Annotated in this window: 8 protein-coding genes; 3 read left to right on the forward strand and 5 right to left on the reverse strand. The window is 46.3% G+C overall.

The annotated features are described in order from the left end of the window. Positions 1–26: 26 nt before the first annotated feature. On the reverse strand, positions 27–4,721 hold the full coding sequence (locus H3V12_RS08130; protein ID WP_198214266.1) for a translocation/assembly module TamB domain-containing protein: 4,695 nt from the start codon (positions 4,719–4,721) through the stop codon (positions 27–29). Continuing rightward, on the reverse strand, positions 4,721–6,688 hold the full coding sequence (locus H3V12_RS08135; protein WP_343211731.1) for an autotransporter assembly complex family protein: 1,968 nt from the start codon (positions 6,686–6,688) through the stop codon (positions 4,721–4,723). Before H3V12_RS08135 ends, H3V12_RS08130 begins: the two co-directional genes overlap by 1 nt. 340 nt (positions 6,689–7,028) lie before the next feature. Between H3V12_RS08135 and H3V12_RS08140 the strand changes: the two genes are divergently transcribed. Next, positions 7,029–8,561 (forward strand): YifB family Mg chelatase-like AAA ATPase, encoded by a 1,533-nt coding sequence (locus tag H3V12_RS08140; protein ID WP_198214267.1) that lies wholly within the window; start codon positions 7,029–7,031, stop codon positions 8,559–8,561. A gap of 709 nt (positions 8,562–9,270) precedes the next feature. Here H3V12_RS08140 and H3V12_RS08145 read toward each other — a convergent pair. The 3 genes from H3V12_RS08145 to H3V12_RS08155 form a co-directional block, all read right to left on the reverse strand. Further along, on the reverse strand, positions 9,271–12,471 hold the full coding sequence (locus H3V12_RS08145; protein WP_198214268.1) for an error-prone DNA polymerase: 3,201 nt from the start codon (positions 12,469–12,471) through the stop codon (positions 9,271–9,273). A 156-nt stretch (positions 12,472–12,627) separates the two neighbouring features. After that, entirely contained in the window at positions 12,628–14,226 is a 1,599-nt protein-coding gene (locus tag H3V12_RS08150; protein ID WP_198214269.1) for a DNA polymerase Y family protein, read from the reverse strand. Further along, positions 14,114–14,935 (reverse strand): hypothetical protein, encoded by an 822-nt coding sequence (locus H3V12_RS08155; RefSeq protein WP_075869596.1) that lies wholly within the window; start codon positions 14,933–14,935, stop codon positions 14,114–14,116. Before H3V12_RS08155 ends, H3V12_RS08150 begins: the two co-directional genes overlap by 113 nt. Positions 14,936–15,182: 247 nt before the next feature. On the opposite strand from H3V12_RS08155, the gene H3V12_RS08160 reads away from it, so the two are divergent. Together H3V12_RS08160 and H3V12_RS08165 are read left to right on the forward strand one after the other, a co-directional pair. Further along, a complete protein-coding gene (locus H3V12_RS08160) occupies positions 15,183–15,572 on the forward strand; it encodes a YkvA family protein (protein WP_198214270.1) in 390 nt (129 codons plus the stop codon). A gap of 182 nt (positions 15,573–15,754) precedes the next feature. After that, entirely contained in the window at positions 15,755–16,252 is a 498-nt protein-coding gene (locus H3V12_RS08165) for an invasion associated locus B family protein (RefSeq protein ID WP_198214271.1), read from the forward strand. Positions 16,253–16,378: the final 126 nt, after the last annotated feature.

Here is a 16,378-nt window from a genome sequence, read left to right on the forward strand (position 1 = left end):
TTCCGGCAAAAACAATATTCCTCGTTTTAATAATCTTTTTCATAGAAAACACCAACACTTGAGTCACCTTGTGCGCCAAGTGCGCCTTTGGCTTTCAAGTTTTTGGAAATATCGAGATTGACTGTTCCCTTTGTATTGCCACCAGAGCCAGCTTCGACACCGAGGTAGATATTATCGCGAATATAGCGACCCGCTTTAACACCGGTATTTCCCTGTTTATCTGTCACAACATCAAGATCATCAAGACCGGTGGTCGAGCGTAATGAACCGAGAAGCGACGTATTGGTAACACCGGCAAGTTCCGCAGCTGCAGAAGCAAGCTGCGCAATCTGGAATGGTGAGAGTTCGCTGATTGAACGATTGAAAATCAAACGGGCGAGAACTTCGTCCTGAGGCAGAACAGGTACCGAAGTAAATGAAACACTCAATGCATTGATCGTACCGCTAACAGTTACCGTAACCGTAATATCGCTTCCTTGCGTGGTCGCAACAAAATTGACTTCAGGATTGAGATTACCGACAAGTGTTACCGTTCCTTCGGTGAAGGTAAGGCGTTGAGAAAGAATTTCAAACCGGCCACGCAACATCTGGAAACCGCCGACAGGATGAATTTCATTCACCGGCCCGAACAAACCGATTTCGCCACCCAATTCGACATCAAGCCCCATGCCGCGAACAAAAATCTGGTTCGGTGCACGAATATGCAGTTTTAGCTGAACAACGGAAGGTTTTGCCGGAGCCGTTGCAACTCTGTTTTTGCCGGTATCGATTTTTGCGCGTTCAAGCGTTGTTTCGATATCTTTTGTAAGATGTTTATGTTTGACATCAATAAGAGCAGCCCCTCCGAAACGATCCGGAACGGTAATTTCTGCCTTCTCGATTGTTAAATCACCGCCAATCACCGGATTATTCAACAGCCCACCTGTGACTGTTAAAGTGCCATCAACCGTCGCAACAACCATCTCTCCATCGCTATAACGTGTATGATTGAGGCGAACAGTCATATCGGCGGGCATGCCGGCAGCAAAATCTGTCGAGATAGAACCATTTGCAGAAATTGTTCCTCCAGCAGATGATGAAGCGTTAGCACGGTTGAGCACAATGCGCTCGCCACTCAAACCGGCATCAACCACAATATTGTTCAGCCGCAAATTGCTTTGCGGGTCAATGAATGTGCCATTTGAAAGAGCTAAATGACCATTAAGCTCCGGCTTTATGAAGGAACCTCTAACGGTTGCATCAACATTTGCCGAGCCGGAAACTTGCGCTCCACGTTCAGCGAGGAACTGGTTGGCAATCCCCATAGGTGCCGAGCCTTTGACGTGAAGATCGATACCGTCGCCTTTGACCGGGATGCGACCATTCGCCGACATATTAAGTCCTTGCGGCCCGTTGGCGTTGAATTGTTCAAGATTAAGAACATTATTTTCATAATGCGCCTCAGCATTCAAACTGATTGGCGTAAGGCCATTTTTTGCCAACAAATCGGCTCTCAAGCTCTGGCCTGAAAGATTGAGTGTTGCCGTCGGTGCTTTCAATTGTCCGCCAATATGAGCGTGACCGGAAACCGTTCCTCCAAGATTCTGATTGGATACAAAACCATTTGCGAGAGCAACGGGCAAATTTTTCAAATCGATGTCAAGATCAAGATTTCCTGCATCCAGCGGTACTTTGCCACTGGCTTCAACATCAAGGCCGGAACCGGAAATTCTGGTATCAATATTGACCGATTTGCCATTGGTTCTGCCCTTTGCATCAAGTGCAAAAGGTGCGATCTTTTTATCTTTGAGAAGGCCGATCGACAGACCTTCGCCTTTAACATCAAAGGCAACATCAGGTTTATCCGGCGTTCCTTTTATATCGGCTTGACCGGTTAAAGTACCGGTTGCACGAAGATCCGGTTTTATCAGATTGGCAAGTGAAACGGGCAAATGATCCATTTGCAACTCTAAATCGAGTTTCGCCCCGCCATCGCCTTTAATCGAAAATTTCCCGCCATTCACATCCAATATCAAAGGTGAAATGTGATAGCTATTATCAAACAAGATCACAGAAGCCGGATTTAAAAGCTTTGCATGCAATGTATCCTGAGCGACATTCAAGGAATCGAGCGCGACAGTTAGCCGCCGATTATCCCCTTGCCCGTTTTGCCCGTTATCCCCGTTTGCTGCAGGGTAGATCAAGCGACCGGCAAGATCGGCCTTGATATTATTCTGGACATCTGCCGAAACCTGGAAGGCGGTTTTCCCATCCATATCTTTTGCTGTCGCTTTAATTGTATTAACGACAAAATTGGCAACACGAATATCCGAAGCATTGACAAAGCCATTGACACGGAAAGCGCCTTTCGGGTCATCGAGCGTCAAATTCATATCAAGGCTTTCAACATGATTTTCGCCAAAAACCAGTTTGTCGACGTGGGCTTTCAGACGACCGCTCTGTTTTCCTTCACTTTCGCTTAAATTAAAGTCACCCGTCATAGCGCCATGTCCGTCGGTGAGCAAAAGCGCACTCAATGTTGAAATATCGCGTGCATCAATATGGATATTGCCGTCAATCAGCCCTTTCCGATTTTGCTTCAGATCGCCGTTCACATGCGTTTCGCCGACGAGAATGTCGAGATTGTTCAGACTTTTGAACCGGTCATTATCGGAAAAACTTCCGCTTAGTTTCAGTTTTTCACCGCCAAAAAGGCCGGTACCGTTTACCGAACCGCTCAAATAGGTGGCGACAGGAGAGGTGTTATCAAGAACGGCATTGGCAAAAATTGCCGTATCCTGCATTTTCTGACCCGACAAAGTCGCTTCTTTTATCTTTGCGCCAAGACTTAAGGCAACAAGACGGTTGTGGCCGCGAGCGGCGCCCTGCAACTGAACGGCCCCATGCATACGGGAGTTGACGAGATTAAGGTCGGAAAGCGCAAGCTGATAGTCCATATCGGCTTCATCACTCGAGAAACTGCCATTGGCTTCAAGCTTGATATGATCGTTACCGATCAACAGGTCACGCGTTGTGATCCCGTTTTCGTCGCGTTTTATTCCGCCTGATAATTTTACATCGCCCGCCAGTAAACGATCCAAAGTCTCATTGCCGGTTTTCAAAGCGACAGTTTTCCCGGAAAGATCAAGATCGAAAGAACCACCGACAAGGCCAATGATACCATTTGCCTCAATATCGGCTGCCCCCGAAAGCGGTTTTCCGCTCAACATTGCCAAAGGTTCCAATGTATCGGCTTGAATGCCGAGATTTCCTTTGAATTCAAGCTTTTCAACTTGCCCCTTCAGCCACAAAGCAAGGCCGTTAGCGGAAAGATTGACAGTGCGTATAGTAACCGGCTGATGGGCAAGAATATCGGCATCGACTTTCAAATTGACCGATTTTCCCAAGGCATCCGAAATCTTGCTCTTCGGCGTTGCCATGCCGTTAATAGTACCGGTAATCTGCAACCCGACATGACGATTATTGACGTCATCAAGGTTTTCCTCGTCCCCGCCCATATCGACGGTTATATCGTGGGCAATGAAATTTTCGTTTGCGAAATTGTTGACGATAAATTGGCCACTCCACATCGGGCTATCATTGCGTCCATAATCGATATTAAGCGCGATATCGTCAGCACGCGTATTACCGCCTGCAACCGGCAAAATAAGCGAACCACCTGTTTGCGCTTTGACCGATGCTTTTACCGCCAAACGGCGTAAAAAACCGTCCGACAATGTTTCTGCATTTGCAGCTATATGAACGCCATCACCATTGATCGAAAATTTGTCAAGACGAAAGCCGCCGCCGTGTTTGAGTAACGCATCAAGCTCAAGCTCCGTTCTTGCCCCGAAAAACGCCCGATATTCGTCCGGCATCAAAAGAACAATCGGCCCCGACAGGTTAACATTTATCGATTTTCCGTTTTCTGTGCCCTGAAGCTTGAATTTGCCATTCAATACGGGATCGGCACCAGCTTTCATCGCAAGACCGAGCTCGAAATTATCAAGTGGTCCTTCGCCTTTTGCAATCAAAGCGAGCGAAGGACGATTTTTTATTGTTAACAGATTGGCAACAATGCCGTTTTCCGGCTCCGAGACTTCGATATCAATTTTTGCCTTATTGGTGCTGTTCGAGATATCGGCCAATACATCAAAATCACCGGCTTTATCCAACCGTTTCATGACAAGTCGCGCTGCAAGATCGCCATCGGCAAGAGTTATGCCGCCATTCAACGACACTTCGGAAGGAAGGCCGAAAAGCGCCTCTCCAAAAGCAACTTTCTTTGCATCAAGTGATTTGATGCGTATTGCAACTGGCAAGTCCGGTATAGAAAAGCCTTTCGACTGTGGGCTTGGCGCAGAAGAATCAGGCAAAGGTTTCCTGAAAATATCAATCTTCTCGGCTGACAATTCGTTAATGGACACTTGTCCGCGTAATAGTGCCAAACGATTCCAGTCAAGCTTGGCATTGGTGATTTTGAGCCAGATGCCTTGTCGATCGGCAACCGTAATCGAGCCGATCGTGGCGTTCGACGATAAAGCTCCTTCAATACCGGTAAAACGGATTTGCCGGTTGGGTGAGGAAATCTTGCTTTCGATGAATGACAAAACCCATGATTTTTCAGCCGCAGCCGTATCATGACCGGAGGGCAAAGAAGTCTCGGCGAAACCCGCCGTCAAGCCTGCAAAGATCAGGAACAACGCGGTCATCAAAGCTGAAAGTGAAAAATTTTTCATCATCAGAACGCCTGCCCTATGCCGATATAAAAACCTAAATCAGGGTCGCCCACTGCACCATCAAGAGGTGCTGCCACATCAAACCGCAATGGCCCAAGCCCTGTCATATAACGAAGACCGATACCGGCACCCACTTTGGTGTTTTCCGAAAAATCGGGTGTGGAATCAGCGCCGACAACACCGGCATCGACAAAACCGACGAGACCGATTGTATTGGTCACCATTGTGCGCAATTCTGCCGACCCCTCGACGAGCGAACGACCACCAATTGTATCACCGGTATCGGTTCTGATACCGATATTGCGATAGCCATAGCCACGCACCGAACCACCGCCACCGGCAAAGAATAGCATATCGGAGGGGATTTCGCGCGCTTCCGGACCAGTAATCGAACCGATCTTTGCCCGCGTTGCAATGACATAGCGATCTTTTGCATCAAGCGAAAAATAGGAACGGCCTTCCAATGTCATCTTGCCGATAAAGTTTCCATAATGAATTTCGTAAATCGGCTCCAGAACAGCTTCACCATAAAGTCCGTGTTTCGGATCGGATTTATTGTCGCGGCTATCATATAATAATCCACCCAAAAACCCGACCGGCGTAAAATCGCGGTTGCCAAAATAATCATCTTCCGACTTTGTCTGGGCAGCATTGAAATAAATCCGCCCTGAGAGCTCATCGGTAAATATATGTGTTAAACCCAACTGTCCGGTAATGCCTGTGGTGGTATAATTATCCAGAACCTCACGTTGCCCTTTGAGACTTGCAACAAAATCGGTGTCGGGCGTAATGACACCCGGGCGAGTGAAAGTGGTTCCCAAAAGATAGCCGAAGTTTTTCGGGTTATACGAGTCATCCTGACTGCCGCCAATACCGGTAATCTTTGCGTCAAATCGCAAGCGTTCCGCATGACCGAAAAGGTCGCGGTGCATCCAGTAAGCTTCAAGCCCCGCGCCATCAAGTGTCGAATAGCTACCGCCAACACCAAAACGATGAAGCGGACGTTCCTGAACTGTAAGATTAAGCGGTAAACTGCCGTCCGCCTTGATCTTGTCGGCTTCCCTTACATTGGCAGCACGAAATACATCAAGTCGTGCCAACCTTTTATTGGCTTTGGCAATATCGTCGGGGTCATATTCCTGCCCTTCTTTCAATCCGGTCATCCATGCGACATAGGCTGAATCCATCCGCGGCTTGTCGCTGACATTTTTAACTGTTAACGGACCGTAATGTGCCTTTTGACCGGGCTGAACTTCTATATTGGAATCGACAGTGCGAGTGGCGTGATCGGCTACAACTTCACGGTTTTTTACGCTTGCCTTGGCATAGCCTTGTTGACGCCACCCCTCGATGGCAAGCTGTTCTGCCTTGAAGACAGAGCCGGATTTGGCAACATCACCAGTTGCATAGCCCGAATCGGCAGGAAGAGGAACCTTATCCTTCTTGTCATCGGTTTTTGGCGCCAGGTCATGAACACTGGCAACGCCGAAATGGTATTGCGGACCGGTATCGATTGTAATGACAATATCGGATTGATCAGGCAATTCCGCATCGGGTCGAATATTGGCTGCCTCCGCACCATTGACTTGAATACTGATCGTACCGCCATAATAGCCTTCGGCATAAAGAGCGGCCAAAATTTTCCTGTAATCACCACGCGCTTTGGCAAGAAGACCGGCAGAGCCGGAGGCGGGCTTATCATCGTCTTCAACAAGCGAAGAAGCTGCTTTGACAATTTTTACGCCTGCTTGCGGAGCACCCTCGGCGGCGACAACTTTGACCTTATAATGTTTTGGAACACCAATAACATCGGCGTTTTTATCATTCTGATCTTTTTTACCCCATAAATGGATACCAAAGAGATCAAAAGCACTTGCTTCCTGTGGATAAGAAAAAGCGAACGCAAAACAGGCTATGATAGCGACAAGAGCGCTTCCTGCTTTCAACGTCGATTTTTTACCCGATATCACCAAAACACTTAACTCTTGACCGTCAGACTCTTGAATTTACCCGTTTAATCAATTCGAATATAGCGCCCTTGAAAGCCGAACCCACAGTTTATCTCATCAGATTAAACAAAAGGCACTGTTCTAAAAACTTCTCTCGCCCATGCGTTAACATAGGCTACTTCTTATTCATACACCGACAACCATGATTTTGCTTCATTTTCGTCAAGGAAGTGTTAAGCGATCATTTTTGTTATATCATGACAACATACATATTTTTAGCGGATGTTCTTGAAATGTTCTTGATTTTCACCCGAAAAAATGATTGTTTCATTTTGACACAACGCAGGTGAGAACAAGACAAATGGTTGCACGTATTACGACTGTTGCCTTTTCCGGCATCGAGGCTTTACCCGTCGATGTACAGGTTATGATTGCCAATGGTAAAATGGGAATGTCCATTGTCGGCCTCGCCGACAAGGCAGTTGCCGAAAGTCGTGAGCGTGTGCAGGCAGCACTTCATGCCTGTGGATTATCCATGCCGGTCAAACGGATTACCGTCAATCTTGCTCCCGCTGATTTACCCAAGGAAGGTTCCCATTATGATTTGCCGATTGCTGTCGGGCTCATGGTTGCAATGGGGCTTCTTCCGACAGAAGTCGAACAGGAATATGTTGTTCTCGGCGAATTGGCACTTGATGGTTCAATCGCACCTGTAAGTGGCGTCTTACCCGCAGCTATGACTGCTGTTGCTTCCGGCAAAGGACTAATTTGTCCGGAAAAATGCGGACCGGAAGCTGCTTGGGCAGGTTCAGACATAAAGATTTTGGCTCCTTCAAGTTTGCTTGCACTGGTCAATCATTTCAAAGGTTCCCAATTTTTATCGTCTCCGCAACCCCGCCAATATATTATTCAGGATAATCTGCCCGATCTTGCCGACATCAAGGGACAAAGTGCAGCCAAACGTGCGCTAGAGGTTGCCGCAGCCGGACGCCATAATCTTCTGTTTGTAGGTCCGCCCGGAGCCGGAAAATCCATGCTGGCCGAGCGTTTGCCATCCATATTGCCACCTCTTGATGCACGCGAACTTCTCGACGTTTCGCTTATTGCTTCGATTGCCGGTGAAACAACGAATGGTTCTGTTTCCATTCATCGACCTTTCCGCGCGCCCCACCATTCGGCATCTATGGCTGCAATGGTCGGTGGCGGTATCAAGGCACATCCGGGAGAAGTTTCGCTTGCTCATAATGGCGTTTTGTTTCTTGATGAATTTCCGGAATTTTCGCCGCAAGTTCTCGATTCCTTGCGTCAACCGCTTGAAAGCGGGGAATGCGTTGTTGCGCGTGCCAACCGGCATGTCAGTTATCCTGCGCGTATCCAACTTGTAGCCGCTATGAACCCTTGTCGTTGTGGCATGGCAGGTGAACCTGGTCATGTTTGTGCAAAAGGTCCAAAATGCCAGACCGACTATCAGGCACGCATTTCCGGACCATTACTCGACCGCATAGATTTGCGTATTGATGTGCCGGCTTTATCGGCACTTGATCTTATCAAACCGGCGGAAGCCGAACCAAGCCGTGTTGTCGCCGAGCGCGTTAGAAAAGCACGAGATATACAGGCTAAAAGATATGCAGAACTGGGAATGCCCCAAATCCGGACCAATGGCGATTGTCCTGCAAATCTGATCGAAAAAGTTGCTGTTCTTGATGGTGCCGCAACAATATTATTACAAACGATAAGCGAAAAAATGCGCCTTTCAGCACGCGCTTACCATCGTATCCTGAAAGTTGCTCGTACTATTGCCGATCTTGAGGGGGAGACGCATCTTACCAAACGCCATCTTGCCGAAGCGGTTTCCTATCGTTTGGGAAACGAGCGACTTGCAGCCGTGGCCTGAATTATTTTCTGAAATGTTGCCAATATTACTGAATATGTTGCCTGAAATATTGATGAAGTAAAAGACTATCATTTGTGCCTATGATGGTCTGTGCCATTATACATTCATCCGTTTTAAAACATCATAACAATCTTCCTGAATTTTTCAGGGAACAAATAAAATTTAAAGAAAGAAGTGTTTTTAGTGCCTGCGCGAGTTTTTGAATGTTTCGATCAGAAACAGAAAATTGCCTGCATCATAATTCACACCAATGCCACTATAATCCTTGGAAGAAAACCGGATTTATGTAACCACATTTATATAAATTCGCGGTATTCCGATTTTACCTGAAAAGATAATTAACCTATAATAAAATTATTAAACAAATTAAATTTCACTACAAATAAAAATAATTATATATTAATAAAATTTTAAATACATAAAACAAATTTATTTATAATTATAATAATTAATAAAAAATTAAAAATATTATATAAAATATTTATTTATAATATGAAAAAATTACATTTTTATTCATTATCACATCATGAAACAAACCAGAGAATTGAAGATTAACCGATGGACGGACTTTCACCTATTCAAGTCATGACGATGGTTTTCTTTCGATCCTGCAAAAAGCAGGAGCGAAATTTCGCAAATATCAAAATTTCGCAGATATTTCGCAGATATAAAGACAGTAGCATTATCGAAGACTGGTTGGACAAAAGTTTCAATGAAAATCGCGAGATTTCGGCAGAGCACGGAACTGACGGGGGTGGCGGGCAACAGGTTCACTTTCAATCGCTGCAAAATGTTCGGGAATTTCGCTCAAATTGATAATGTCCATACTTCTATCTTCTATATGGGAGGCAACAAGATGGGTAACACCGGAAGAATCCCGTTGTATTTTACCTGTTATCAATAGGAGCTTTCCTCCCATGACCTCGCGGCGAAAGCGTAACATTATTTTTGGCCAGACAACAATATTGGCAATGCCGCTTTCATCTTCCATTGTCAAAAAGACCACGCCCTTGGCACTGCCGGGCTTTTGCCGGACTGTAACAATACCGGCAATTGTTGCCGTAGAGCCTCCTGCAATTTCCATTGCTTCATGACAGGTAAGCACACCCTTTTTCATAAGATCGTTTCGCAAAAAACTCAACGGATGGGCTTTTAGCGACAAGCGCGTTGTTTCATAATCGGTAATAACATGTTCGCTCAATTTCATTGGCGTAAAAATAAGCGGGTCTTCCTCACCAAGATCGGATTGTTGTGCTGCCGCGAACAATGGCAAGTTTCCATGATCGGGCAAACGGCGCACCGCCCACAAAGCCGAACGCCGCTCTTTATTGATACTTAAGAAACAATCGGCATCGGCAAGAAGCTCGAAGGCGCGTTTTGGTAACACCACCCGACGATGCAATTCTTCAATCGAAAAAAACGGCCCTTCAGCCTGTTGAAGTTCGATTCTTTTTCCCCATTCAATGGAAAAACCGTTGATTTGACGAAACCCCAATCGCAAGGAAAAACCGTTGCCGTTTTTTTCCAGACGATGGTCATAATGACTATAATTGACATCGACTGGCAAAACCTCCACACCATGATTGCGGGCATCCCGAATAATCTGGGCGGGAGCATAAAACCCCATAGGTTGGGAATTAAGAAGAGCAGTCGCGAAAATTTCCGGATGATGACATTTGAGCCAAGCCGAAACATAAACAAGATGGGCAAAGCTTGCAGCATGGCTTTCAGGAAAACCATATTCACCGAAACCTTCAATCTGCTTGAAACAATTTTCAGCAAAATCGCGCTTGTAGCCTCGTCTCACCATTCCCTCGACCATTTTTGCCCGCATGGTATGAATGGTTCCAACCCGCCGGAACGTTGCCATGGCACGGCGTAAAAGATTGGCTTCATCGGGAGTAAATTTGGCGGCTTCTATGGCAATGCGCATTGCTTGTTCCTGAAAAAGCGGAACACCCAATGTTTTTCCCAGAACACGTTGCAATTCGTCAGGTGGACCGAATTGTGGTGAAGGTGAAGGATAAACCACTTTTTCCATATGGTTGCGACGGCGCAAATACGGGTGCACCATATCGCCTTGTATCGGGCCTGGGCGGACAATAGCCACTTCAATGACCAGATCATAGAATTGTTTCGGTTTCAATCGCGGCAACATGTTCATTTGTGCCCGGCTTTCAACCTGAAAAACTCCGATCGAATCGCCTTTTGACAACATTTTATAGACGCGCTCGTCTTCCCGCGGCACATCATGCAAGCCATGGTTGATATTTTTATGACGTTTCAAAAGATCAAAAGCTTTGCGGATCAAGGTCAACATGCCCAAAGACAAAATATCGACTTTCATCAATTTGACAGTGTCGATATCATCTTTATCCCACTCGATAAAGCTGCGGTCTTTCATGGCAGCAGGGCCGATCGGCACGGTTTCATCAAGCCTTTGCTCAGTCAAAACAAAACCGCCGACATGCTGTGACAAATGCCTTGGAAAGCCAACCAATTCATGAGCAAGACGTAATGTCAAACCAATCATCCGGTTTGTCGGGTCGAGTCCTCTTTGAGCAATCTCCTCATCGCTCACTTTCTTGCCGGATGTGCCCCAGACAGTCGAGGCAATTGCACCTATAATATCTTCGCTCAAGCCCAAAGCTTTGCCGACATCGCGAATGGCACTGCGACTGCGATAACAGATAACCGTTGCAACAATTGCAGCTCTATGACGACCATAACGACGATAGATATATTGCATCACTTCTTCGCGCCGCTCATGCTCGAAATCGACATCGATATCGGGTGGCTCGTTACGCTCTTCGGAAATAAAACGCTCGAACAACAGATCAATCTGTTGCGGATTGACATTGGTGATGCCCAAACAGAAACATACCGCCGAATTGGCAGCCGAACCGCGCCCCTGACAAAGAATGCCTTGTGATTTTGCAAAACTGACAATGTCATAAACAGTCAGAAAATAGGGAGCATAGCGAAGCTTCTTGATAAGCTTCAATTCTTTTTCCAGAAGCGGTTTTACACTCTCATAAGCTGTTTTTGGAAACCTTTCAGCCATGCCTTTCCAGGTCAATTCTTCCAGATAGGATTGGGGCGTTTTACCGGCAGGCACCGGTTCGTCCGGATAGGAATAGGAAAGGTCATCAAGTGAAAAGGAAATGGGGACTACAAAATCCTGTTGCGCTTTGATGACACCGGAAAAATTTCGATAAAGCCGTTCTATTTCTTTCACCGGCTTCAGATATTTCTCGCTATTGGCTTCAAGCGCAAATCCGGCTTCGTCAATTGTTTTATGAAGGCGGATTGCTGTTAAAATATCTTGTAAAATGCGCCTTTCTTCACTGTGATAGAGAATATCGGCAGCAGCAATGAGACCGACGTTAAAGTTTTTGGCCATTCTTGCCAGATATTCGCCATAACGGGCATCTTTGCCGGTAAAATTCATCGGCAAACCAAGAAAGACTTGCCCCTTTGCCACTTGTTGCAAGTTTTTCAACGTGTCTTCCAGTTTTTCGCCATCTGTGACAATGATCTGGAAACCGCGCGCACGAAACAAAAAATCTTCAAACTTTAATTGGCAGGCTCCTTTTTCGCCGGATCTTGCTTTTCCTTCGCTTAACATCCGGCACAACATGCCATAAGCTTTTCTGTCACGTGGATAAACAACAAGATCCGGCGTTTTATCCGAAAACACCAGCCGGCACCCGACAAGATAGCGGAAAGAATGGTCTAGTTTCAAAACTTCCCGTGCCATGGCAAAACCGCGAACCACACCGGCCAATGTGTTTTCATCGGCAATACCGATGCCGGCATAGTGAAGGCGCGCCGCCTCGCCAACCAACTCTTCGGGATGGGAAGCTCCTTTTAAAAACGAAAAATTGCTTCTTACAGACAATGCAAACATGCTGACGCCTTATTTTGTCTGGTCGTTTCTTGGCCAAAAGATTTTTTTGCCCGACGAAAAGACATCTTCTTCACAAAACCGAACTTTCTGGTAGAGAACAAAAACCAACGCATAATGCGTAAACTTGCCTTAAAAATTTCTGGAAGCTGAAAGATTTCAGGCGAATAAACCATGTAAAAACCATTTTGTTTGCGGATATTCTCCATAACGGAATAGCCAGAAACGTTCGCCATTTTCATCTTCCACGCGATAATAATCACGATCGGGGCTCGAATGTTTCCACCATTCGGCGCTGATGCGTTCAGGCCCTTCGGCAAGGCGAATTTTATGGATAACCCGTCGCCAGCGAAAAGAAGCTGGCGGATCATCCGGCAAAGCGGCAATGACATCAATAGGCTGTGGCGGGCAAAAAAGCCTGATAGGGCGTTCTGGAGGATTGGGGCGAAGAGGAGAAAATCCTTGTGCCTTCAGTTGCGCATCCAAAACTTTCAAAGCTTCGGTATGCGGTTTATGACGCTGTGCTATCCCCCAAAACGCTGCATATTCGGGAATATGACTTTCTCTTGTACCAGCCACCAGAACATGATCTGCCCCCAAACGGGTTGAAAGCCGATCAACCAGTTGCCCGATTTCTGCCGGTTCCAGATCGTCATTGACAAGTCCGGTCTGAACGGTGCGAAGGGGAGCGGAACGACTTACCGAAAGAGCCAATGTGTCATAACCGTATCCCGCATCAAGCGGCGTTTTCAAGCTTTTCAACCGTTCCTCAAGAAGCGACAGAAATTGTTTAGGGTCGCTCAAAGGGCGACCGGTCTCGATGCCTATCCGGTCAATATGCCCATCAACCCGATAAAGAATGATGTTTACCATCAGACATCCAAGACCGAGTTTCGTCAGACGCTTGAAAAATTCTTTTGCCAGAACAAAAAACTGTTTTTCAACCATTGTTACATCAATCAATGGCTCTTCCAATCGTAATGACAAATAAAGGGACGGGGGTGGATTTATGAATGAAAGCGGTTCCTGTCTTTTTCCATAAAGCGCATCAAGGCGGGCAGGCAAAACCTCGCCAAAGCGCGCAGCCAGTGCTTTTGGTGAAACCGCCTGAATATCTTTCAGACAATGAAAGCCGGCACGGCGAAGTGCCAGTTGGACATCCGGCTTTGCTTCAAGTGCCGGTAATTTCAGCCGATCCAGTGTTAAAACAAAATCTTCTTTTGTGACAAAACGGTTGACGCCAAAACGGGCAAAAGCCCGTGCGGCTGCGGGTGTTATTGTCAGTGCCGAGAGTGTCTCAAGCCCAAGCCCCTTATAATAAGCGGTCACTTTTTCGAGCATTTTTTGTGGCCCCCCGAAAAGATGATCGCAGCCTGTTACATCAAGTATCAGACCAAAGGGAAGGCTATAGGCAACAAGCGGGGTAAACCGTCCGGCATTACGGGCGAGATATTGAAGATAGTCCTTGTCGGCTTCTTCTGCTTCATTAATCGTTTCTATTCGTTCACAAAGGCTGCGTGCATGAACCAGAGAAAGCCCCGGATAAAGGCCGGCATGTGTAGCCGCCTCATTAATATGAACGAGCCTAAGTCCGTGTACAGAACGGCCGACCACAGCAAAAGGTTTTGTGAAATCCGGCGTTTTTTCAGGCGGCAAAACCGTCTTCAGACGGTCTATCGGCAGGCGAAGAAAAGCGAGTGCCAGATAGAGCCGGTCGTGTATGCCGTATTTCTTGGGGTTTTGTAAAAATCTGGTCATGGATGTTCCATTGCATCAGCCAATGTCCGGTATATCCGGTTCTATTTCGCAAAAGTGTGACATCATAATTTGTTAATCCCGGTGCTTTTGCACCCGAACTTTCAGAAGGTGCTGCTTTGATTTGCCAACGTGTGGCAGCGTTGCTGTTTTTCAAAGCTTCTTTGCCAAGCACCAGAACAACCGGCGAATGTGCTTTTTCTGCTGCCAGATGCAAACGTCGGGTGGCTGTAAAATCAAGTGCCCGACAGGCCCCCGAAAGGCTCAACAACAAACCGCCGACACGAGACGTTGCCAATGCATCATCAGCCGCTTTCAAAACATCTTCAGCCTTTGGACAACGCACCAGAATAAATCGCGCCGGATCAAGCCCGAAAGCAGAAATACCGACAGGATAAGGAATGCCATATTCTATTTCTGTGCTTTCTTCTTCCAGCCAGATAAAAGGGCAGTTTGCCTTTTCATTGCGTTTGAGAAGGCCGAGAGAAAAACCGGTTGCACTATTCATGGCAGCAGGCCCGGAAATAACTTCATGCAAAGCATAAGAAGGAAATGGACCAGCCTCGAAATCGGCAATTTCATGCCCGAGATAAAAATAGCCTTCAGGAAGAGCGTGTTTTCCCTTGCCCTTTCTATTGTCATCCATAGAAAAAGCGACAGGTTTTCCTTCCATGCGGGCAACAAGGCGACGTAACTGGGTTATATCCGGCATAAAAGACTCGCAACAATGTTCTTGTTTTGTTCTATTATGGAATCGAACATAAATCAGAGTCAAGTGGGAGATTTTGCAAAAGAAACTGCCCGCTTCAATTTTGGAATATCCTTTGAAAAGTCTATTTCGAGATGCCTCATGCAAAGGATTCCTGAAACCGGAAACTTGTAAAATTATACGCACTTCCTACTTCTATCATTGTTAATGAAGCGTGCTTTAAGAACATTTTTCCTGATGGGATTTTAAGATGGATAAAACGACAATCGACAAAATTTTGAAGCCCGAATCAGAAAAGACACAAAAGAGTCGTGCGGCAAAAGTACGTGCGGCTTTCTGGAAAACAGTTCGCAAAGCAGCTGGCCACATTCCTTTTATGGAAGATATCGTTGCCAGTTATTATTGCGCATTCGACCCTAAAACACCAACACGTGTACGCGGCATTCTTCTTGCAGCACTCGCTTATTTCGTGATGCCTTTCGATCTCATTCCCGATATGTTGGCCGTTATCGGCTTCTCGGATGATATCGCTGTTTTAACAATCGCGATTTCGGCAGTGCGTTCCCACATCACCGACGCGCATTATCAGGCAGCCCGCAAAGCATTGGAAAAAACCCCGATTGAAACACCCGAAAAATAGTTTTTTTGGGCGAAATTGTAATTTTTGAACAAAACTTCACCTTTTGGTAACCATAAACTAGTCAAAATTGCATGTAACAACTTTCGGTATATTGTGAGAATGATATGCCGGTTTTTAAAAAATCGCCGGTTTGAAGCCACATGGCTTTGCCAATCGAAAATAAAAAGTGAGCTGAGTATACGATGTTTGGAAAAACTTTTGTTGCTGCGTCTGTCATGATTATGGCTGTTGCCGGAACTGCTTCGGCACAAACTCCGACACGCATCAACCAATTTGATGCATGGGGCGCCTATTCCTATAAATCCGGAAACAACACAGTATGTTACGTGCTTTCCGCGCCAATCACTGCGGAACCCAAATCGGTCAACCATGGCGACAACTATTTCCTCGTCAGCAAACGCGCAGGCAATCCTGTTACTTATGAGCCGCAATTCATGGCAGGCTATGCCCTGAAGGACAAAGTCACGGTTTCCGTCGACGGCAAGAATTTTGAATTTTTCACCAAGGATTCATCTGCCTGGGCGGCTTCACCGGCCACAGAAAGCCAGCTCGTTGCAGCCATGAAAAACGGTTCCAACCTTTCTGTCAAAGCTGTTTCCCAGCGTGGAACAAATACAAGTTACACCTATTCCCTGAAGGGAATTACCGCAGCTCTCAACGCTGCACAGAAATGCAAATAACATAAATTTTATAGTTTTCACCAGTTTCAGGCACTGCATCATGATATTGTCATGGCGCAGTGCTTGTTTTATGGCGCATAAGTGTGGTGACGTTGGCTTGCTTTTATGCTAAATCCGCCAAGACAG

Source organism: Bartonella sp. W8167, from assembly GCF_016100335.1.
GTDB classification, from domain to species: domain Bacteria; phylum Pseudomonadota; class Alphaproteobacteria; order Rhizobiales; family Rhizobiaceae; genus Bartonella; species Bartonella apis.

Excerpts from the sequence above, each read along its gene's own strand:
- H3V12_RS08160 (WP_198214270.1), top strand. The coding sequence starts at position 15,183 with ATGGATAAAACGACAATCGACAAAATTTTGAAGCCCGAATCAGAAAAG.
- H3V12_RS08165 (WP_198214271.1), top strand. The coding sequence starts at position 15,755 with ATGTTTGGAAAAACTTTTGTTGCTGCGTCTGTCATGATTATGGCTGTT.
- H3V12_RS08130 (WP_198214266.1), bottom strand. The coding sequence starts at position 4,721 with ATGATGAAAAATTTTTCACTTTCAGCTTTGATGACCGCGTTGTTCCTG.
- H3V12_RS08140 (WP_198214267.1), top strand. The coding sequence starts at position 7,029 with ATGGTTGCACGTATTACGACTGTTGCCTTTTCCGGCATCGAGGCTTTA.
- H3V12_RS08145 (WP_198214268.1), bottom strand. The coding sequence starts at position 12,471 with ATGTTTGCATTGTCTGTAAGAAGCAATTTTTCGTTTTTAAAAGGAGCT.
- H3V12_RS08155 (WP_075869596.1), bottom strand. The coding sequence starts at position 14,935 with ATGCCGGATATAACCCAGTTACGTCGCCTTGTTGCCCGCATGGAAGGA.
- H3V12_RS08150 (WP_198214269.1), bottom strand. The coding sequence starts at position 14,226 with ATGACCAGATTTTTACAAAACCCCAAGAAATACGGCATACACGACCGG.